Here is a 20,710-nt window from a genome sequence, read left to right on the forward strand (position 1 = left end):
GTCCGAGGAGTCAGTCTTTGAAGGTTCTGCGGTTCTCCGATCTCATTCAGCAAGGCCGCGTCGCCGGTCAGCGCGTGTTCATCCGGGCCGACTTGAACGTGCCGCAGGACGACGCCGGGCGCATCACCGAGGACACCCGCATCCGCGCGTCGATCCCCTGCATCGAAATGGCGCTGGCGGCCGGTGCGGCCGTGATGGTGACCTCGCACCTGGGCCGACCGACCGAGGGCGAGTTCAAGGCCGAAGACTCCCTGGCGCCGGTCGCGCGCCGGATGGCCGAGTTGCTGGGTCGCAAGGTGCCGCTGCTGCGGGACTGGACCGACGGCGTCGAGGTCGCGCCGGGTGAACTGGTGCTGCTCGAGAACTGCCGCGTCAACAAGGGCGAGAAGAAGAACGACGAAACGCTGGCCAGGAAGATGGCCGCGCTGTGCGACATCTTCGTGCACGACGCCTTCGGCACCGCGCACCGCGCCGAGGCTTCGACCTATGGCATCGCGCAGTTCGCCAAGGTGGCCTGTGCCGGCCCGCTGCTGGCCGCCGAGATCGACGCCATCACCAAGGCCCTGAAGAGCCCGAAGCGCCCGCTGGTGGCCATCGTTGCCGGCTCGAAGGTCAGCACCAAGCTGTCGATCCTGAAGTCGCTGGCGGCCAACGTCGATCAGTTGATCGTCGGCGGCGGCATCGCCAACACCTTCATGCTGGCAGTCGGCCTGTCGATCGGCAAGTCGCTGGCCGAGCCCGATCTGGTGGACGAGGCGCGCGCCATCATCGACATGATGAAGGCGCGCGGCGCCGCAGTGCCGATCCCGATCGACGTGGTGGTGGCGGACGAGTTCTCGGCTATCGCACGGGCCAACAAGGTGACCGCCACCGAGGTGCGGCCCGACGACCTGATCCTCGACATCGGCCCGCGCACCGCGGCCGAGCTGGCCGGCATCATCGCGCGTGCGGGCACCGTGGTCTGGAACGGGCCGATGGGCGTGTTCGAGTACGACCAGTTCGCCGGCGGCACGCGCACGCTGGCCGCAGCGATCGCCCATTCACCCGCCTTCAGCATCGCCGGCGGCGGCGACACGCTGGCGGCGATCGCCAAGTACGGCATCGAGAAGGACATCGGTTACATCTCCACCGGGGGCGGTGCCTTCCTCGAGGTGCTGGAGGGCAGGACCCTGCCGGCCTTCGAGATCCTCCAGCAACGGGCCGCCGGCTGAGCGGCAGACGATACGGGGCGCTGCGGCGCCCCTCGCTTCATCGGAATCCTCTTCACATGACCATGCACCGCGCCACCAAGATCGTTGCCACCCTCGGCCCCGCCTCGTCCACGCCCGACGTGCTCGAACGCATGATCACGGCCGGCGTCGATGTGGTCCGGCTGAACTTCTCGCACGGCAGCGCGCAGGACCACATCGCCCGCGCCGCTCTGGTACGCGAGGTAGCCCAGCGCGCCGGCAAGGAGGTCGCGATCATGGCCGACCTGCAGGGGCCGAAGATCCGTGTCGGCAAGTTCGCGCAGGGCAAGGTGATGCTGGAGCCGGGCGCGGCCTTCGTGCTGGACGCCGCCCGCAGCGAGCCGGGCGACCTGCAGGCGGTCGGCCTGGACTACAAGTCGCTGCCGCGCGACGTGAAGCCGGGCGACACGCTGCTGCTCAACGATGGCCTGATCGTGCTGACCGTCGACAAGGTGCTCGGTGAGGCGGTGCACACCGTCGTGAAGATCGGCGGCGAGCTGTCCAACAACAAGGGTATCAACAAGCAGGGCGGCGGCCTCACGGCGCCGGCGCTGACCGCGAAGGACATGGAGGACATCAAGACCGCGATGAGCTTCCAGTGCGAATACCTCGCGGTCAGCTTCCCCAAGAACGCGACCGACATGGAAATGGCCCGGCAGCTGGCCAACGTGGCCGGCGAGCCGTGGCGCCACAAGCCGGCGCTGATCGCGAAGATCGAGCGCAGCGAGGCCATCCCCGTGCTCGAGCAGATCCTCAAGGCCAGCGACGGCATCATGGTGGCGCGCGGTGACCTTGCCGTCGAGGTCGGCAACGCCGCGGTGCCGGCGCTGCAGAAGAAGATGATCAAGCTGGCCCGAGAGCTCGACAAGGTGGTGATCACCGCGACCCAGATGATGGAGTCGATGATCGTCAACCCGGTGCCGACGCGCGCCGAGGTGAGCGACGTCGCGAATGCCGTGCTCGACGGCACCGACGCGGTGATGCTCAGCGCCGAGACCGCGGCCGGCAAATACCCGGTCGAGACCATCGAACAGATGGCCGCCATCGCACTGGCGGCCGAACGGGCCGAGGACGTGGCGCTCGACGCCGACTTCACCAACAAGCGCTTCGGCCGCATCGACCAGAGCATCGCGATGGGCGCGCTGTTCACCGCCCACCACCTGGGCTGCAAGGCGATCGTCGCGCTGACGGAGTCGGGCTCGACGGCGCTGTGGATGAGCCGCCACAAGATCCACGTGCCGATCTTCGCGCTGACCTCGCAACCGACCAGCCAGCGCAAGATGACGCTGTATCGCAACGTGCGTCCGCTGCTGATGCCGTCGTACACCGATCGCGACGAGGCCCTCGCCAAGGCAGAAGCGCTGCTGGTGGACGGCGGTGTGCTCAAGCCGGGCGACACCTACGCCATCACCTGCGGCGAGCCGATGGGGTACCCGGGCGGCACCAACATGCTCAAGGTTTGTCGGGTCGCCTGAGCAAGGGGGTCGCGGACCGTCTCCGGCGGCGGTCGGGCGCCTAAAATCAGGGTTCCGCGGGCTCGCCGTCCGGCCTGCCGCTCCTTTCGCTGTCGACTTTCGGAGATCCCCATGCCCCTCGTTTCCATGCGCCAGCTGCTCGATCATGCCGCCGAGCAGGGCTATGGCATCCCGGCCTTCAACGTCAACAACCTCGAGCAGGTGCAGGCGGTGATGAGCGCCGCCCACGAAGTCGGCGCGCCGGTGATCCTTCAGGCCAGCGCCGGTGCGCGCAAGTACGCCGGCGAGAACTTCATCAAGCACCTGATCCAGGCGGCGATCGAGACCTGGCCGCACATCCCGCTGGTGATGCACCAGGACCACGGCCAGAGCCCCGACGTCTGCCAGGGCGCCATCGACCTGGGCTTCAGCTCGGTGATGATGGACGGCTCGCTGCAGGCGGACGGCAAGACCATCGCCAGCTACGACTACAACGTCGACGTGACCCGCAAGGTCGTCGACATGGCGCACAAGCTCGGCGTGACGGTCGAAGGCGAACTCGGTTGCCTCGGCTCGCTGGAGACGATGAAGGGCGACAAGGAAGACGGTCACGGCACCGACGCCACGATGACCGTGGAGCAGTTGCTCACCGATCCCGAAGAGGCGGCGGACTTCGTCAAGCGGACGCAGCTCGACGCACTGGCCATCGCTATCGGCACCAGCCACGGCGCCTACAAGTTCACCCGCAAGCCCACCGGCGACATCCTGGCGATCAAGCGCATCAAGGAGATCAATGCACGGATCCCCAACACCCACCTGGTGATGCACGGCAGCTCCAGCGTGCCGCAGGATCTGCTGGCCGAGATCCGCAAGTACGGCGGCGACATGAAGGAAACCTACGGCGTACCGGTGTCGGAGATCCAGGAAGCCATCAAGTTCGGTGTGCGCAAGATCAACATCGACACTGACATCCGTCTCGCGATGACTGCGGCGATCCGCAAGTTCTTCGCCGAGAACCCGGGCAAATTCGACCCGCGCGAGTACCTGAAGCCGGCAACGGCCGCGGCCAAGTCCATCTGCAAGCAGCGCTACGTCGAGTTCGGTTGCGAAGGCCAGGCGCCCAAGATCAAGGGCGAGACGCTCTCCGTAGTGGCTGCCAAGTACGCCAAGGGAGAACTCGCCCAGGTCGTTCAGTAAGTCTTCGTCGCTTCGTCGCTTCGTCGTCACCGCGCCCTGCCTCCGATGTCCGCCACCACTCCGCTGCTCGAAAGCCGTCTGCAATCGCTGCCCCTGCTGGCGCGCGGCAAGGTGCGTGACAACTATGCGGTCGGCAGCGACCGCCTGCTGATGGTCGCGAGTGACCGGCTCAGTGCCTTCGACGTGGTGATGGGCGAGCCCATTCCGGGCAAGGGCGAGTTGCTCACGCGCATGGCGCTGTTCTGGTTCGCCCGGCTCGGCCACATCGTGCCCAATCACCTGACCGGGGAAGCTCCGGAAAGCGTGGTCAGCGCAGCGGAGCGGGCCCAGGTCACGGGCCGCTCGATGCTCGTCAAGCGCTTGAAGCCGCTGCCGGTGGAAGCCGTGGTGCGTGGCTACCTGGCGGGCTCGGGCTGGAAGGAATACCAGCACAACGGCCAGGTCTGTGGCGTGAAGTTGCCGCCCGGCCTGAAGAACGCCAGCAAGCTGCCGTCGCCCATCTTCACGCCGGCCACCAAGGCCGAGATGGGCGAGCACGACGAGAACATCCCTTTCGAGCGCATGGTCGAGATCATCGGCGCCCCGCTGGCCGAGCAGGTGCGACGCGTGGCGATCGCGCTCTACGAGAGCGCGGCGGCCTTCGCCCTCGGCAAGGGCATCATCATCGCCGACACGAAGTTCGAGTTCGGCCTCGACGAGGCCGGCACCTTGACGTTGATGGACGAGGTGCTGACGCCCGATTCGTCGCGCTTCTGGCCGGTGGAAGGTTACGCCGAGGGCATCAACCCGCCGAGCTACGACAAGCAGTTCGTGCGCGACTGGCTGGAGCAGGTGGTGGTCGACGGCCGGCCGTGGAACAAGCAGGCGCCGGCCCCGGCGTTGCCGGCCGACGTGGTGGCGCGTACTGCAGCGACGTACCGCGAAGCCCTCGAACGCCTGACGGCCTGAGCGGCCCACCGCACCGAGCAGCCAGCACCGCATGAACTCGCGCCTGCTCGCCAAGCTCGACGCCGCGATCGCGCAGACGGCCGATCCGGTCGAAGCCGACGTGCTGCGTGCCGAGCGGGTCGGCTTGCTGGCGCGCGAAGGCCGCGTCGACGAGGCGCGCAACGCCCTGACGCCGCTGCACCGTCGGCACCAGTCGCGACCCGATGCGGCCACCGCGGCCGCCATCTGCCTGGCCGATGCGATGGTCGACTACTTCAGCGATCTGGGCGGTCAGGCGCGCGTCAAGCTGCAACAGGCGCGGGCGCTGAGCCTGTCGGCCAACCGCATGCCGCTGCAGGCCGTGTGCCTGGCCTGGATGGCGCATCTCGACTACGTGCACTCCGACATCGACGGCGTCGCCCGCAACGCCTCTCAGGCGCTGCGGCTTGCCGCGCCCGACCACCACTCGGCCCGCTCGCGCGCCTGCCTGGTGATCGCGATGGCCTACCACTACGGTGGCCGCATCGACAGGGCGCAGGGCTGGTATGCAAAGGCACGCCAGCACGCCAGCGCGGAAGGTGATGCGGCGACGATCAGCGCCCTGATGCACAACATGGCGGCCTTGCGCAGCGACCAGGCCCGCATGGCCGCCGTGTTCTCCGACGACGCGAAGCAGAACGACGTGGCGCTGCAGGCGATGACGGCGGCCGAATCTTCCAGCCACTTCGACGATCGCATGGGAGGCACCGCGCTGGCCGTGCTGCGGCCGATCCTGCGCGCCCAGACGCTGATGACGCAGTCGCGCTACGCCGAGGCGCTGGTGCTGTTCGAGGCGCATTTCGGCGATGCGCTGGCCACCGGCCTGGGCCGGCTCGAGTCCAGCCTGCGCGCCGACGTCGCCTGGTGCCGCGCCAAGCTGGCGCAGCCGACGCACGCACGCGAGCAAGCCAAGGCCGCGGTGGACGCCCTGCGACCCGAATGCGATATCGACGACGTGGCCCTGACGCACGGGCGCTTGGCGCAGGTCCACGAACTGCTCGGCGAGGCCGAGCCCGCCGAGCGGCATGCCCGTCTTGCCCAGGAGCACTGGCAGCGCCACGTCGCCGAGAAGGCGCAGATCATCACCGTGCTGGACTCGACCTTCGGGGCGTCCACGAGCTTCGTCTGATCGCTCCCTCGGCCGGCGTCGCGCCGCTTAGGTTCAGCCGTTCAGAACAACACCATGCTGAGCTTGCGGCGGTAGCCGTCGACCACCGGGTCGCTGGCCACGGCGGTGGCCTTGCCGGCGATCTCCAGCGTGCCCTTGGCCTCGGCGGGCGAGGCAGCCTTCGGTGGCGGCTTGCTCAGCAACTCGAGGATGGCGACGTACAGCTTGCGTGCGCGCTCGTCGGACCAGGCCTTGTCGCGCATCAGGATCTCGAGCAGTTCGTCCATCGCTTCGGTGGGGCGCTGGGCGGCGAGCAGGGTCTGCGCCAGCTCGAAGCGCGCCGCGAAGTCGCGCTTGTCGGCGCCGATCGCTGCGGCCAGCACCGCCGGCGAACGGGCCCGCTCGGCTGCTTCGCAGGCGTCGAGCCACAGGCCCAGCGCACTGGCGCGTGCATCGACGATGGCCTTCGGCGCCAGCGGCTCGTACACGCGTCGCGCGTCGGCGATGCGGCCGGCTTCCAGCAGGCGCTTCACGTAGTCGGCTCGGATGGCGTCGTCGCCCGGGGCGATGGCCAGGGCGTCGGACAGCTTGGCGAGCGCGGCGTCGCTGTCGCCCTCGGCGGCCAACTGCTCGGCCTCCAGCGCCTCCTCTTCCGCCGCCAGCGCGTCCTCGCTCGGCACATGCTTGTCGAGGAAGCTGCGGATCTGAGCCTCCGGCAGCGCGCCGACGAAGCCGTCGACCGGCTGGCCGCCGACGAACATCACGCAGAACGGGATCGAGCGCACGCCGAAGGCCTGGCTCAGCTGGCCGGCGATGTCGGGCTGGTCGTCGCTGTTGAGCTTGGCCAGCGCGAAGCGACCCCCGTAATCCGCCTCCAGCTTCTCCAGCACCGGGCCGAGCGACTTGCACGGTCCGCACCAAGGTGCCCAGATGTCGAGCAGCACGGGGGTCTGCACCGACGCTTGGATCAGCTCGGCTTCGAAGTTCTGGAGGGTGATGTCGATCATCTGAGTCAGCTGGGGTCGCCGGCCGCAAAGCCAAGCGCCGCCTACAATTTGGGGTTTCCGGAACCGGAGCGGCTGTGAACGCAGCGATTCCCCTGATCGGCGTGGTGATGGGCTCCAGCAGCGACTGGGACGTCATGCACCATGCGGCCGATATTCTGACCGAGTTCGGTGTGCCCTTCGAAGCGCAGGTCGTGTCGGCGCACCGCATGCCCGACGAGATGTTCGCGTACGCCGAGGCCGCGCGCGGTCGCGGGCTGCGCGCCATCATCGCCGGCGCCGGCGGTGCGGCCCACCTGCCCGGCATGCTGGCGGCCAAGACGCCGGTGCCGGTGCTCGGCGTGCCGGTGCCCAGCAAGCACCTGCAGGGCGTCGATTCGTTGCACTCGATCGTGCAGATGCCCAAGGGTGTGCCGGTCGCCACCTTCGCGATCGGCGTGGCCGGCGCGGCCAATGCGGCGCTGTTCGCAGTGGCCCTGCTGGCGCATGACAACCCACGGCTGCGTGAACAGCTCGACGCCTGGCGCACGCGCCAGACCGAGGCGGCGCGTGCGCAAAGCGCGGCCTTGTCGAACCACTCCCCTTCCTGACGACTCGGCCGGCGTGCGCCGGCCGGCCCCGCTGCCACATCCGATGCCGAGCCACCTCAAGACCATCCTGCCCGCGGCCGTCGCCGCCGGCGCCCAGGCCAGCACGCTCGGCGTGATGGGCGGCGGCCAGCTCGGCCGCATGTTCGTCCACGCCGCTCAGCGCCTGGGCTACTTCACCGCCGTGCTCGATCCGGACGTGGCGAGCCCGGCCGGCCTCGTGTCGCACGTGCACGTGCAGACCGACTACCTCGACGAGCAGGGCCTGGCGCAGATGCTGCAGCGCTGCGCGGCGATCACCACCGAGTTCGAGAACGTGCCGGCCGGCGCGCTCTACACGTTGGGCGCGCACCTGCCGGCGGCGCCGGGCGCCGAGGCGGTGGCGGTATGCCAGGACCGCGCGCGAGAGAAAAGGCACTTCGAGGCGTGCGGTGTGCCGTGTGCGCCGCATGCGCTGATCGAGACGCCGGAGCAGCTGGCCGAGGTCGACGCGGCGTTGTTGCCGGGCATCCTGAAGACCGCCCGGCTCGGCTACGACGGCAAGGGCCAGCGCCGCGTGGCGACTCGCGCCGAGCTCGCACTCGCCTGGGACGAGCTCAAGCGCGCCCCCTGCGTGCTCGAGAAGCTGCTGCCGCTGGCCTTCGAGATCAGCGTGATCCTGGCGCGCAATGCCGACGGCGAGCTCGTCTCCTTGCCGGTGCAGCAGAACCTGCACCGCGACGGCATCCTGGCGGTGACGCAAGTCCCGGCGCCGAACGTTTCCGCGGCGCTGTCCGCAGCGGCGCGTGATGCGGCCGGCCGCATCGCCGACGGGCTGGGCTACGTCGGCGTGCTGTGCGTCGAGTTCTTCGTGCTGCAGGACGGCACGCTGGTGGTCAACGAGATGGCGCCGCGGCCGCACAACTCCGGCCACTACAGCATCGATGCCTGCGATGTGTCGCAGTTCGAGCTGCAGGTGCGTTGCATGACCGGGCTGCCGCTGGTCGCTCCGCGCCTGCACTCGCCGGCGGTGATGCTCAACCTGCTCGGCGACCTGTGGTTCGACGCCGACGGTCGTGAGCGCACGCCCGACTGGGCCGCCGTGGTGGCGCTGCCCGGAGCGCACCTGCACCTCTACGGCAAGAGCAGCGCCCAGCGCGGCCGCAAGATGGGTCACCTGACGCTGACCGCCGACACGCCCGAGGCGGCGCGCGCGACCGCGCTGCGGGCGGCGGAGCGGCTCGGCCTGCCGGCGTTCTGAAGAACATGCCGCGGCTCGACGGTCATGCCCCCGAGGCGGTCGCCGAAGCCGCCCGGCTGCTCGCGGCCGGACAGCTCGTCGCCTTTCCCACCGAAACCGTCTACGGCCTCGGTGCGCGGGCCGACGACGACACAGCCGTCGCGAAGATCTTTGCCGCCAAGGGCCGGCCGGCCGACCATCCGCTGATCGTGCACGTGGCCGACGCGGCCGGGGCGCACGCCTTTGCGGCCGAACTGCCGCCGCTGGCGCAGCGCCTGATCGCTGCTTTCTGGCCGGGGCCGCTGACCGTGATCGTGGCGCGCCGCGCCGGCGTGGCCGCCGCCGCCGCTGGCGGGCAGGACAGCATCGGCCTGCGCTGCCCGGCGCACCCGGTGGCCCAGGCGCTGCTGCGCTCGGCCGCGGTGCTCGGTGTGCCGGGTGTCGCTGGGCCCAGCGCCAACCGCTTCGGCCGCGTCAGCGCCACGCGGGCGGCGCATGTGGAAGGCGAGTTCGATGCGGAACTCGCGGTGCTCGATGGCGGCGATTGCGAGGTCGGCATCGAATCGACCATCGTCGACTGCTCGCGCGGCCATCCGGTGCTGTTGCGCCCCGGTGTGCTGCCGCGCGAGCGCATCGAGGCGGCGGCCGGCGAACGCTTGCTCGACGCGGCCGACGCGCTTGCCGGCAGCGCGCCGCGCGCGTCCGGCACGCTGGCCTCGCACTACGCCCCGCGCGCCACGCTGCGACTGATGCCGGCCGCCGTGCTGCGCACGGCGCTCGAAGTACTGCCGACCGATGCCCTGCCGAAGCGGGGTGGCAGCAGGCTGGCGGTATATTCGCGCAGCGTGTCGCCGCCGCTGCGCCTCACGGCGCGGCGGATGCCGGATGATCCGGCCGCTGCGGCGCACGAGTTGTTTTCCGTTCTGCGCGAACTCGACGACGAGGGCGTGCAGTTGATCTGGGTCGAAGAACCGCCCAGCGGTCCCGCCTGGGAGGGCGTCCGGGACCGCCTGCAACGCGCGGCCGCGCCCTGAGCGCGCCGACCCTCTCCCCCTCGCCTGTGGATTTGGAGTGAGCATGACTGTTGGGATAGCTTGCGTGCGCGGACTGTCGCGTGCGCTGCGGGTGTCGATGCTGGTCGGACTGACCGCCGTGGTGGCCGCGTGCGGCGGGGGCGATCGCGTCAGCGACTTCAAGCCGCAGCGGCTGATCGTGTTCGGTGATTCGTCCAGTGTCATCGCCGGCGGCAACCTGACCGACGTCAACGGCGGCACCATCACCGCGGCTGCGGGTGCGAAGTACCTGGTGAATGCCCAGGCCGTGGACTCGGCCGGGGCGGCGACCGGCGCGCTCGACTGCAACAGCTACCCGATCTGGGCGCAGGCGCTGGGCTTTCACTACGGCATCGGCTTTGCCGAGTGCAACACCTTCTCGGAAGCCACGCCGCGCGGCAAGATCTACGCGCAGGTCGGTGCGTCGGTGGCCGATCTGTCGGCGCAGATCGCTCGGGCCCGTGTCGACGCGGGTGGTTTCCGGTCGACGGACCTGACGACGGTCATGATCGGTCAGCAGGACATCCTCGACGCCTACGCGCAATACCCGACGAAGACAGCCGCCGAGGTCGTGGCGCTGGGCGAGGCCGCGGGGGAGGCGCTCGGCGTGCAGGTCAATGCGCTGGCGCGAGAAGGTGCTCGGGTGCTGGTGACCACGCTGCCCTTCCAGGGCAGCACGCCGTTCGCCGCGGCGCAGAACCTGATCAGTGGCGAACGCGCCGCGTTGCTGACCGACATCACCAAGCGCTTCAACGCCGGCATGCGCAGCGCCCTGGTCAATGACGGCCGCGTGATCGGTCTGGTTCAGGCCGATGCGCAGATCGACGTGCTGGTGCGCAACCCCAGCAACTACGGCTATGTCAGTGTCTCGGCGGCGGCTTGCAGTACGCCGACGGCGATCTCCTGCACCGGGCCGACGGCCGGCACGACCACCGTACCCTCGGTGCCCGGCACGCTGGTGACCGGCGCCACCGTGGCCAACTACCTGTGGGCCGACGATCGCCACCTGGGCGCCAACGGCCAGTCCCTCATCGGCAGCCTCGCGATCGATCGCGCGGTCAACAACCCGTTCTGATGCCCGTCTCGCGGTCGAGGTCGGCGTGGGGCGCCAGCCACGACCGGGTTTCTCCGCTGGGTCGGTGCATGGCCTGCATTTAAAGTCTGCCCACCAAATAGAACGGTCGTTCTATTTTTGATGGCCGGACGCGCAGCGTCCGCGGGGAGGCTGTGATGAGAAGCTTGCGAATCCGTGCGGGGGCCTTGCTGCTGCCGCTGTTGCTCGTGGCGTGTGGCGGCGGCGACAACGATGCGCCGAGCTATTCGAGCGTGGTCACGTTCGGCGACAGCCTCAGCGATGTCGGCACTTACCGCACCGCCGGCATGGCGGCGCGCGGCGGCGGCAAGTTCACCGTCAACGACGGCGACATCTGGGTGGAGCTGGTCGCCAAGGACCGTGGCCTGACGCCGCCGTGCGCGGCGGAGATCGGTCTGGAGTCTTCCGGCGCGGTCGCCAGCCTGGCCCAGGCCAGCAGCTTCCAGGACGCGTGTTTCGGCTATGCGCAAGGCGGCGCGCGGGTCACCAACCCGATCGGGCCGAACAACAAGGCCCTGCTGTTGCTCGGCAGCCCGGACGGTCAGTACGGGCAGCTCACCGTGCCGGTGGCTACCCAGGTGGCGCGCCACCTCGCCAAGGTCGGCGGCCGTTTCAGCGGCGGTGAACTGGTCACGGTGCTGGCCGGTGGCAACGACGTGTTCATGAACCTCGCGGCGGTCGGCGCGGCGCAGATCACGCCGACCGATGCCGTGGTCGCGATGGCCACGGCCGGCGGCGAACTGGCGGCCTACGTCAGGACGCAGCTGGTCGGCAACGGCGCGCGCCACGTGGTGGTGGTCAACCTGCCCGACGTGAGCCAGACGCCGTTCGCGTACTCGCTGGCCGCCCCGACCCAGGGCCTGATCGCGCAGATGTCGATCGCCTTCAACGTGTCGCTCGCCAACGGCCTGAACGACGCGTCGGGCGTGCTGCTGGTCGATGCCTATTCACGCGGTCGCGAGCAGGTTGCCAATCCGGGCACCTTCGGCGTCACGAACGTCACGACGCCGGCCTGCGATCTGGCGGCGACGGCACTGAACGGCTTCGTGCTCGGTTCGCTGGGCTGCAGCGAGACCACGCTGATCGCCGGCGACGTGTCCCACTTCCAGTTCGCCGACGGCGTGCATCCCACGCCGTTCGGCCACCAGCTTCTCGCGAACTACGTGCTCGACCGCATGAGCGCTGTCGGCTGGCGCTGACCCGCGTCGTCCCCTCAGCGCTCGGCGTCGTCCGCCGCCCATTGCACCAGGGCGTCGAGCACCGGCCGCGCCGCGCCGGCACTCGGATGGTTGACGATGGCGACAAAGGCGTAGCGCCGTCCCGACTGCCCGAGCACATAGCCGGCCAGGCCCATCGAATCGCGCAGCGAACCCGTCTTCAGGTGGGCGCGGCCGAGCGCGGCACCCCAGTCGCGGCCCGGTCGGCGCGCGGTGCCGTCGATCCCCGTCAGCGGTAGCGAACTCATCAGCTCCGGCATCACCGGGCTGGCCCACAGCGCCTGCAGCCACACGCCCAGGCAGCGCGCGCTGCTGCGGGACTGGCGCGACAGGCCCGAGCCGTTGTCGATCGAGAACTCGGCGTCGGGGCAGCCGGCACGGGTGCGCACCTGCGCGCGCAGCAATTCGCGCGCGGCATCGGCCGTGCTGCCTGCGGGCGTTGGGGGCGTCGAGGTATCCCCGGCGGTGGGGATGGCCGCCGCAGCCGGCATCGGCAGCGCGCCGGAGGGAATCAGCCCGAGGCTCAGGAACAGCTGCTGCGCCATCACGTTGTTGCTGAACTTGTTGATGTCACGCACCACGGCCGCCAATGGGGGCGACGTGGCCTCGAACAGCGGCAGCGCGCCGTGGGGCGTCGGCCCGTTGCGCACGCTGCCGGCGAGCTGGCCGCCGAGTTCGTGCCAGGACTCGGCGATCAGCCGCACGTTGTAGCTGCTCGGCTCGGCGTAGGCGACCGGCCAGGTCTTCTCGCCGCAGCTCACGGGATAGAGGCCGGTCAGCCGGATGCGCCCCGGCTCGTCGAAGGCCGGCTTCAGACTGCCGCGCCAGTCGCCGCAGCCGCCGGATACCAGCGGCACCGCGGTGTCGATCTGCACGCCCGCCAGGTTGACGTCGGTGCTGACGCGGGCCACGCCGCGTGACGGTTCTGGAACGAAGCGCAGCGTGATCGACTTGTGGTTCAGCAGCAGCGCATCGGGCCGCACGTTGTAGGGCCGGAAACGCTCACCGTCGAAATCGGCCGGATCGCCGGCGTCGGCACCGTTCAGCACGAAAGCGCTGCCGTCGAGCACGATGTCGCCGCGGACCTCGTGGATGCCGCGTTGCCGCACTTCCCGCAGCAACAGCCACAGCCGCTCGATCACCAGCGTCGGGTCGCCGCGACCCTGGATGATCAGGTCGCCCTGTAGCACGCCGTCCACCAGCTGTCCGGTGGTCAGCACCGGCGTCGGCCAGGTCCAGGCCGGCCCCAGCAGCTCCAGCGCCGCGCCGGTCGTGTACAGCTTCATCAGCGACGCCGGGTTGACCGGCTGCTGGGCGCGGTGCGTCAGGCGCGGCACGCCACGCGGCGGGCCGAGCTCGGTGATGTAGGCCACCAGCGCATCGGCGGGCAACTGCGCCCGGTTCAGCGCGGTCCGCACGGCGGCAGGCAGTTCGCCCGCGGGCAGGGCGTTCGGCGCAGCCATCGCCGCGCTGCCGACCAGGGCCGCCATCCCCACGAGGCCGCGCCGCAGGAGATTCGGGCTTCGGATCATGCGCCGATGGTAGCGGGCGACTTGCCAGCGACGTTGTCGGCCGCGGGGCCGCCGCTACACTGAGGCATGGACTCCCGACCCGGCCCGCTGCCTGGTCCGCGGGCCACCGGAGTCGACCGGGTCCGCGCGGCCGTGCCGTGCGCCCTGTTGTCATGGCACCGCGTGGCCTACCCGTCGGCCAGCCGGACCCATCCTCCTCGCGATCGATCTACAGGGGCCCGCTCATGACGCCGCGCCTGCTGGTGCTCGACACCGCCACCGAAACGCTGCACATCGGCCTGTGCCGGGGCGAGCAGAGCTGGGTGCGTGCACTGCCCGGGGGTGCGCTCGCCTCGGCCAGCCTGCTGCCGGCCCTGATGGCGCTGCTGGCCGAGGCCGGGCTGGGCCTGCGCGAGCTCGACGCCATCGGCTGCGGACGCGGTCCGGGCGCCTTCACCGGCGTGCGCGCGGCCTGTGCGGTGACGCAAGGGCTCGCCTTCGGCGCGGACCGGCCGGTGTTGATGCTCGATACCTTGATGGCGGTGGCCGAAGACGCCCACCGCCAGGGCGCCGCCGACGAGCTGTGGGTGGCGGTCGACGCCCGCATGGGCGAGGCCTATGCCGCGCGCTACCGTCGCACGGCGGCGGGCTGGGCCGTGCTCGAAGCGCCGGCCCTGCATGCGCCCGCCGCGCTGGCCGCGCGCATCGCCGGCGAGATGTCGCCGGCGCAGGTGGCCGGCAACTCGCTGAACGCGCATGCCCAGGCCTGGTCGGGCCTGCGCGCCGCCGGCTGGCCCGACAGCGCACCGCGGGCGACGGCCCTGCTGACGCTGGCCCGTGCGGCATGGGCGCGCGGCGAACAGGTCGACGCCGCCGGTGCGCTGCCGCTCTACGTGCGCGACCAGGTGGCGCAGACCACCGCCGAGCGGACGGCGCAGCGAGCGGCACAGGCCGCCGGCAGCGGAGTGCCGTCATGAATGCCGTGCTGCAGCCGCCGCCGCGCAGCCTGAGCACGCTGGTCGAGAGCGACTTCGACGAGGTGATGGTGATCGAGCAGGCGATCTACGACTTCCCCTGGACGCGCGGCAACTTCCTCGACTCGCTGCGCGCCGGCTACCCCGCCGAGGTGTTGCGCACGCCGCAGGACGGCGTGGTCGGCTACTTCGTCGCGATGTTCGGCGTCGACGAAGTGCACTTGCTCAACCTCAGCGTCGCGCCGGCGCTGCAGCGGCGCGGCCATGCACGCTACATGCTCGATGCGCTGCGCTCGATCGCACGGGCCCACCGCGCCTCGCAGCTCTGGCTCGAGGTGCGCATCTCGAACCTGAATGCCCGCGGGCTTTACGAGCGCTACGGTTTTCGCAATGTGGGCCTGCGCCGCGGCTACTACCCGGCGCGCGGACGGGCGCGCGAGGACGCGGTGGTGATGAGCCTGCAGATTCCGGAGGCCGTGCATGGTCTGGGATGAACGGCAGGCCGCGATGCTGGCGGAGATGGGCATCCGCGTGTGGCGATCGCCTGCGGCACCGGCGGTGGCCACGCCGGTCGCCGATGCGGACGCCCCGCGCGCACCGTCCGGCGTGGCCGAGCCTGCGCCGACGATGCCACGGGCCGCCGCGGCCGAACGTGGGGCCTGGCCCGGCGGTGTCGAGGCGATGGACTGGGCGGACCTGCGCACCGCCGTCGCCGGCTGCACCGCCTGCGGGCTGTGCCGCGGTCGCACGAACACGGTGTTCGGCGTCGGCCACACGCAGGCGCACTGGATGGTGGTCGGCGAGGCGCCGGGCGAACAGGAAGACCGCCAGGGCGAGCCCTTCGTCGGCAAGGCTGGGCAGTTGCTCGACAACATGCTGCGCGCCCTGGGCCTGACGCGCCAGGCCAACGGCGAGGGGCTGCAGCCCGCACAGCAGGTGTACATCGCCAACGTGCTGAAGTGCCGGCCGCCGATGAACCGCAATCCGCAGCCCGAGGAAGTAGCGCAGTGCGAGCCCTACCTGGCCCGCCAGGTGGCGCTGCTGCAGCCGCGACTGATCCTCGCGATGGGCCGTTTCGCGGTGCAGTCGCTGCTGCAGACCAGTGAGTCCATCGGCCGCCTGCGGGGCCGGGTCCACCAGTACCAGGGCGTGCCTGCCATCGTGACCTACCACCCCGCCTACCTGCTGCGCAATCCGGCCGACAAGGCGAAGGCCTGGGACGACCTGTGCCTGGCGCGCGAGGTGATGCGCAACGCGAGCTCCTGACGCCGGTGCACGCCGCCGCAGGGTTCGGCCGAATCGACCGACTGCATCGGCGCGCCTACCCTCGGCCATGGACGCCGCTGCGCCGTTGCCCGCCGAGGAGCCGTGCTCCTGGGACGACCTGCCGAGCGCGGTGCTGCTGCTCGCGCGCGACGGCCGGGCATCGCACGCCAACGCGGCCTTCTGCCGGCTCACCGGCCTGAGCGTCGAGGCGGCCCGGGGCGCGGGCTGGCAGCGGCTGCTGGCCGACCCGGACCGTGCCACGCTGCTCGGCGCGCTGGCGCAGGGCGAGCACCTGTCGCTGCCGCTGCACCTGTGCAGTCCGGAGGGCGACGACGCGACGCGGCGCGAGGCCTGGGTCGATTGCGCCGCGCAATGGCAGCCGTCGCGAGGGCGCTGGGTTTGCGTCCTGCACGACGTCTCGGCGACGCGGCAGGCCGAACGGGTGGCCAGCGCCCAGGCCGAGCAGCTGCGGCTGCTGGCCGACAGCGTGCCGGCGCTGATCGCCTGCTACGACGCGCAGGAGCAGCGCTGCCTGTTCGCGAACCGGCCGTATGCGCTGACCTTCGGGCGGGATGAGCAGTCCATCCTGGGCCTGCCGATCGCCGAGGTGATCGGCGAGGCGGCCCTGCAGCGGATCCGACCGCAGCTCGACACCGTGCTGCTCGAGCAGCGTGCCGTGGTCTACGAGCGCCAGCTGGAGCGCGCCGATGGCCGCACGCAGTGGGTCGAGGTGCACCTGCTGCCGCAGCGGGCGGCCGATGGCCGGCTGATCGCCTTCTTCGTCCTGATCTCCGACATCTCCCGCCACCGGCTCGCCGAGCAGGCGGTGCGCGAATCGGAAGAGCGGCTGGGCAAGTTCATGCAGGCCAGCGCCGAGGGCATCGTCTTCCACAAGGACGGCGTCATCACCGACGCCAATGCCCCGGTCGGCGCGCTGGTGGGCTACGGGCTCGACGAATTGCTGGGGCGCCGCACGCTCGACTTCGTCGCGCCCGACCAGGTGGGCAAGGTGTCCGCCGTGATGAGCTCGGGCCAGGAGACGACCTACGAGAGCGCGCTGATCGACAAGTCGGGCCGGCGCATCCCGGTGGAGTTCATCGTGCGCACCATGATGCGCGGCGATGAGCGGCTGCGCATGACCATCGTGCGCGACATCCGCGACCGCCATGCCGCGCAGGCGCACATCCATCACCTCGCGCACCACGATGCCCTGACCGGACTGCCGAACCGCCTGGCCTTCATGGCCGAGATCGACCAGCTGATGGCACGGGCCACCGAGTCGCGCGAGGCGCTGGCGCTGCTGTTCATCGACCTCGACCACTTCAAGCGCGTCAACGATTCGCTCGGCCACCTGGCCGGCGATGAACTGCTGAAGACCGTGGCCCAACGCATCGGCGCCGTGCTGCGCGCCAGCGACGTGGTGGCGCGCTTCGGCGGCGACGAGTTCATGGTGCTGATCGGCGGCGGGCCGCGCCTGGAGGACGTGGCCGACGTCGCCCGCAAGCTGCTGGCGGCGATCGAGGTGCCGCTGGACGCCGAGGCGGGGCGCTCGATCTCCGTCACGCCGTCGATCGGCATCGCGATGTTTCCTGGCGACGGCGTCACGCCGGCCGAGCTGATCAAGCACGCCGACACCGCGATGTACCGCGCCAAGGCGCGCGGCCGCGCCACCTACCAGTTCTTCGATCCGGCGCTCGCCAGCAACGCCTATGCGGCGCTGGTGCTGGAGGGCGAGCTCGCGCAGGCGCTGGAGCGCGGCGAGTTCGTGCTGCACTTCCAGCCGCAGGTGCGGGCCGGCGACGGCGTGCTGGTCGGCGCCGAGGCGCTGATCCGCTGGCAGCACCCCGAGCGCGGGCTGCTGCTGCCCGACCAGTTCATCCCGCTCGCAGAGCAGCAGCGCCTGATGCTGCCGATCGGCGCCTGGGTGCTGCACGAGGCGGCGCGCGCAGCGCGGCGCTGGCACGACGAGGGCCTGTGCGCGGTGCCGGTGGCCGTGAACCTGTCGACGCTGCAGTTCCAGGCGCCCGATTTCGTCGCGACGGTCGCGCAGGTGCTGCAGGCGGCCGGCCTGCCCGGGCGCCTGCTCGAGCTGGAGCTGACCGAGCGCATGCTGATGGACGAGCTGCCCGAGGTCGGCGGGCGACTGGCCCAGCTCAAGGCACTGGGCATCCGCCTGTCCGTCGACGACTTCGGTACCGGCTACTCCTCGCTCGGCCACCTGAAGTCGCTGCCGATCGACAAGATGAAGATCGACCGCTCCTTCGTCGTCGACCTGCCCGAGGCGCGCGGCTCGGTGGCCATCGCGCGGGCCATCATCCAGATGGCCCGCAGCCTCGGTATCACCGTCATCGCCGAAGGCGTCGAGACCGAGGCCCAGCGGGCCTTCCTCGCGCGCGAGCAGTGCGACGAGCTGCAGGGCGAGGCGATCAGCCCGTCGCTGTCGCTGCAGGCCTTCGAGGCCTGGGCCGGGCGCGTGGCGAGCGGTTGACCGCACCGCCGTGGCCGAACGCCCTCGTCAGCGTCCGCGCTCTAGGTAGCGCTTGCGGCGGAAGTACACGACCAGCGTGACCGCCAGCGCGGCCATCAGCACCGTCGTGACCCAGATGCCGGTGCTGCTGTGCACCAGCGGCAGGAAATCGAAGTTCATGCCGAAGAAACCGGTGATCAGGTTCAGCGGCATGAACACCGCCGTCAGCACGGTCAGCGTCCGCATGATCTCGTTGGTGCGGTTGCTCTGCGCCGAGAAATGCATCTGCACCGCGCTCTCGGCCGAGCTCTCCAGTCTGCGAACATGGCTGAGCACGCGCTCGATGTGCTCGAGCACGTCGCGCGAGCGCACGCGCAGCAGCTCGCGCTCGCGCTGGGCCACGGGCTCGGTCTCGTCGGGCCACTCGTCGAGCGCGTCGATCCATTCGGAGATGGCGCTGCGCTGGTCCTCGCAGGTGTCTTCCAGTGCATGCAGCGCGTTGCGCGAATCGAGCAGCACCTGCCAGTCGCTGAAGTGGCTGCGCGGGCGGAACAGCTCCTGCTGCAGGTAGCCGAGCTGGCGCGTCAGCAGCCGGCGCAGCTCGAGGTAGCTGTCGACCATGTGGTTGACCATGCGCAGCATCAGGTCGGCGGGACTGGCCGGCATGCGCGCGCCGGCCGCGCGGGCTTCGCTGCCCTGGCTGGCCAGCGACAAGCGGTTCGCGAAGAAGTCGCGCACCTGGCAGTCGGTCGGGTGCACGCTGATCAGCACGCGGTCGAAGATCGCGAAGCCCACCGGGCTGGTGTCGATCGCCTCCAGCGCGCGCTTGGCGGTGGCCAGCGTGCCCTGCTGCTCGTCGAGGAACAGGCCACTGCTGCCGCTGCCCGCCGCGAGGCGGCGGAACACCATCACGTCGTACCACGAGGTGTAGTCGAAGTGCGAGGGCAACTGGTTGTTGAGCAGGTCGGCCACGTGCAGATCGACCAGCTGGCCGCCGGTCCAGCGCTGCAGCGCGCCCTGCAGAACCGGGACCCCGACCTCGAACTCCCGCCGCGCGCTGCCGATCCAGAGGTAGCCCGCGGGCGGCAGCGCGTCGGGCAGCTCGCTCAGCTCGGTGAACTGGTCCGTGCTGACGTGGAAGATCCGCATCGACCCGTCACCGCGCGTTCAGGGCCCGTGCGGCATCGAGCGCGAAGTAGCTCAGCACGCCGTCGGCGCCGGCCCGCTTGAAGGCCAGCAGCGACTCGATCATCACCGCCTCGCCGTCGAGCCAGCCGTTGGCGGCGGCCGCCTTCAGCATCGCGTACTCGCCGCTCACCTGGTAGGCGAAGGTGGGCACGCGGAACTCGTCCTTCACGCGCCGCACGATGTCGAGGTACGGCATGCCGGGCTTGACCATCACCATGTCGGCGCCTTCGGCCAGGTCCATCGCCACCTCGCGCAGCGCCTCGTCGGTGTTGCCCGGGTCCATCTGGTAGACCTTCTTGTTGCTCTTGCCCAGGTTGCCGGCCGAGCCGACCGCGTCGCGGAACGGGCCGTAGAAGGCGCTCGCGTACTTGGCGCTGTAGGCCATGATGCGGGTATGGATCAGGCGCCGGGCCTCCAGCGCGTCGCGGATCGCGCCGATGCGGCCGTCCATCATGTCGCTCGGTGCCACGATGTCGACGCCGGCCTCGGCCTGCACCAGCGCCTGCTGCGTCAGCACCGCTACCGTCTCGTCGTTGAGGATGTAGCCGGTGGCGTCGAGCAGGCCGTCCTGGCCGTGCGTGGTGAAGGGGTCGAGCGCCACGTCGGTCAGCACGCCCAGCTCCGGAAAGCGCCGCTTGAGCTCGCGCACGACGGTGGGCACCAGGCCCTCGGGGTTCATCGCCTCGCGGCCGTCCTCGGTCTTCTTCGCGGCGTCGATCACCGGGAACAGCGCCATCACCGGAATGCGCTCGCGCACGCAGGCCTCGGCCACCGGCAGCAGCCGGTCCAGGCTCAGGCGCTGTACCCCGGGCATCGAGGCCACTTCGTGCACCTGGTTGCTGCCGTCGAGCACGAACACCGGCAGGATCAGATCCGACGCGGTGAGGGCGTGCTCGCGCACCAGCGCGCGGGTGAAGTCGTCGCGGCGCAGGCGGCGCGCGCGTGTGGCGGGGAAGCGTTGGGGGTAGGAGCTCACGGGCGTGACCGGGTGGTGGAGCACAAGGCGGATGGAGGGACGAAGCGTGGATTCCGGGCGACCCGTGTGCGGGGGCGCATCTGACAGGAAAACGCCGGCCCGGCGCTGCTAAAATTGTCGTTGAATGATACGTCGCAAGGCGTTCATTCCCTGCTTCACCTCCCTGAGCAGGAGCCTGACCGTGTGACAGCGCCAGGCTTTC

18 protein-coding genes are annotated in these 20,710 nt (G+C 70.4%); 14 read left to right on the forward strand and 4 right to left on the reverse strand.

What is annotated here, in order from left to right; genetic code table 11:
• The first annotated feature begins 17 nt into the window (after positions 1–17).
• The 5 genes from ASC67_RS12310 to ASC67_RS12330 all read left to right on the forward strand — a co-directional run bounded on the left by ASC67_RS12310 (position 18) and on the right by ASC67_RS12330 (position 5,975).
• Positions 18–1,211, forward strand: coding sequence for a phosphoglycerate kinase (locus tag ASC67_RS12310; RefSeq protein ID WP_056320590.1), 1,194 nt, complete (start codon positions 18–20; stop codon positions 1,209–1,211).
• A 62-nt stretch (positions 1,212–1,273) separates the two neighbouring features.
• Entirely contained in the window at positions 1,274–2,704 is a 1,431-nt protein-coding gene (gene pyk / locus ASC67_RS12315; RefSeq protein ID WP_404932875.1) for a pyruvate kinase, read from the forward strand.
• A 111-nt stretch (positions 2,705–2,815) separates the two neighbouring features.
• Positions 2,816–3,880, forward strand: a complete 1,065-nt coding sequence (gene fba, locus ASC67_RS12320; protein ID WP_056320597.1) for a class II fructose-bisphosphate aldolase — start codon at positions 2,816–2,818, stop codon at positions 3,878–3,880.
• Positions 3,881–3,925: 45 nt separating this feature from the next.
• On the forward strand, positions 3,926–4,828 hold the full coding sequence (locus ASC67_RS12325) for a phosphoribosylaminoimidazolesuccinocarboxamide synthase (protein ID WP_056320600.1): 903 nt from the start codon (positions 3,926–3,928) through the stop codon (positions 4,826–4,828).
• Positions 4,829–4,859: 31 nt separating this feature from the next.
• Complete coding sequence (locus ASC67_RS12330) at positions 4,860–5,975, forward strand: hypothetical protein (RefSeq protein ID WP_056320602.1); 1,116 nt, start codon at positions 4,860–4,862, stop codon at positions 5,973–5,975.
• 41 nt (positions 5,976–6,016) lie between these two features.
• On the opposite strand, the gene ASC67_RS12335 is transcribed toward ASC67_RS12330, so the two are convergent.
• Positions 6,017–6,961 carry a tetratricopeptide repeat protein gene (locus ASC67_RS12335; RefSeq protein WP_056320606.1) on the reverse strand — a complete coding sequence of 315 codons (945 nt, stop codon included), beginning with the start codon at positions 6,959–6,961 and terminating at the stop codon, positions 6,017–6,019.
• 107 nt (positions 6,962–7,068) lie between these two features.
• Here ASC67_RS12335 and purE point away from each other — a divergent pair, with 107 nt between their 5' ends.
• The 5 genes from purE to ASC67_RS12360 all read left to right on the forward strand — a co-directional run bounded on the left by purE (position 7,069) and on the right by ASC67_RS12360 (position 12,108).
• Positions 7,069–7,548 (forward strand): 5-(carboxyamino)imidazole ribonucleotide mutase, encoded by a 480-nt coding sequence (purE, locus tag ASC67_RS12340; protein ID WP_056320961.1) that lies wholly within the window; start codon positions 7,069–7,071, stop codon positions 7,546–7,548.
• Between the two features lie 43 nt (positions 7,549–7,591).
• Positions 7,592–8,785: a 5-(carboxyamino)imidazole ribonucleotide synthase gene (locus tag ASC67_RS12345; protein WP_056320609.1), complete on the forward strand. Its 1,194-nt coding sequence runs from the start codon at positions 7,592–7,594 to the stop codon at positions 8,783–8,785.
• A 5-nt stretch (positions 8,786–8,790) separates the two neighbouring features.
• Complete coding sequence (locus ASC67_RS12350; RefSeq protein ID WP_056320615.1) at positions 8,791–9,798, forward strand: L-threonylcarbamoyladenylate synthase; 1,008 nt, start codon at positions 8,791–8,793, stop codon at positions 9,796–9,798.
• A 43-nt stretch (positions 9,799–9,841) separates the two neighbouring features.
• Complete coding sequence (locus ASC67_RS12355; RefSeq protein WP_156466748.1) at positions 9,842–10,891, forward strand: SGNH/GDSL hydrolase family protein; 1,050 nt, start codon at positions 9,842–9,844, stop codon at positions 10,889–10,891.
• 155 nt (positions 10,892–11,046) lie between these two features.
• Positions 11,047–12,108, forward strand: coding sequence for an SGNH/GDSL hydrolase family protein (locus tag ASC67_RS12360; protein WP_082535982.1), 1,062 nt, complete (start codon positions 11,047–11,049; stop codon positions 12,106–12,108).
• Between the two features lie 14 nt (positions 12,109–12,122).
• Here ASC67_RS12360 and ASC67_RS12365 read toward each other — a convergent pair whose 3' ends face one another.
• The gene (locus ASC67_RS12365; RefSeq protein ID WP_056320626.1) at positions 12,123–13,658 is read right to left on the reverse strand and encodes a D-alanyl-D-alanine carboxypeptidase/D-alanyl-D-alanine-endopeptidase; all 1,536 of its coding nucleotides are present in this window, start codon (positions 13,656–13,658) and stop codon (positions 12,123–12,125) included.
• A gap of 224 nt (positions 13,659–13,882) precedes the next feature.
• Here ASC67_RS12365 and tsaB point away from each other — a divergent pair, with 224 nt between their 5' ends.
• The 4 genes from tsaB to ASC67_RS12385 all read left to right on the forward strand — a co-directional run bounded on the left by tsaB (position 13,883) and on the right by ASC67_RS12385 (position 18,365).
• Entirely contained in the window at positions 13,883–14,614 is a 732-nt protein-coding gene (gene tsaB / locus ASC67_RS12370; protein ID WP_056320631.1) for a tRNA (adenosine(37)-N6)-threonylcarbamoyltransferase complex dimerization subunit type 1 TsaB, read from the forward strand.
• The gene (gene rimI, locus ASC67_RS12375) at positions 14,611–15,105 is read left to right on the forward strand and encodes a ribosomal protein S18-alanine N-acetyltransferase (RefSeq protein WP_056320634.1); all 495 of its coding nucleotides are present in this window, start codon (positions 14,611–14,613) and stop codon (positions 15,103–15,105) included. The genes tsaB and rimI overlap by 4 nt, the downstream gene beginning before the upstream one ends.
• Positions 15,092–15,877, forward strand: a complete 786-nt coding sequence (locus ASC67_RS12380; RefSeq protein WP_056320637.1) for a uracil-DNA glycosylase family protein — start codon at positions 15,092–15,094, stop codon at positions 15,875–15,877. The genes rimI and ASC67_RS12380 overlap by 14 nt, the downstream gene beginning before the upstream one ends.
• A gap of 67 nt (positions 15,878–15,944) precedes the next feature.
• On the forward strand, positions 15,945–18,365 hold the full coding sequence (locus ASC67_RS12385; protein WP_082535983.1) for a bifunctional diguanylate cyclase/phosphodiesterase: 2,421 nt from the start codon (positions 15,945–15,947) through the stop codon (positions 18,363–18,365).
• 27 nt (positions 18,366–18,392) lie between these two features.
• Here ASC67_RS12385 and ASC67_RS12390 read toward each other — a convergent pair whose 3' ends face one another.
• Positions 18,393–19,493, reverse strand: coding sequence for a magnesium transporter CorA family protein (locus tag ASC67_RS12390; protein ID WP_056320640.1), 1,101 nt, complete (start codon positions 19,491–19,493; stop codon positions 18,393–18,395).
• Between the two features lie 7 nt (positions 19,494–19,500).
• Positions 19,501–20,532 (reverse strand): porphobilinogen synthase, encoded by a 1,032-nt coding sequence (hemB, locus tag ASC67_RS12395; RefSeq protein WP_056320644.1) that lies wholly within the window; start codon positions 20,530–20,532, stop codon positions 19,501–19,503.
• Between the last annotated feature and the right edge of the window lie 178 nt (positions 20,533–20,710).

Origin of the sequence: Methylibium sp. Root1272, assembly GCF_001425905.1 — a bacterium.
Taxonomy (GTDB): Bacteria; Pseudomonadota; Gammaproteobacteria; order Burkholderiales; family Burkholderiaceae_C; genus Methylibium.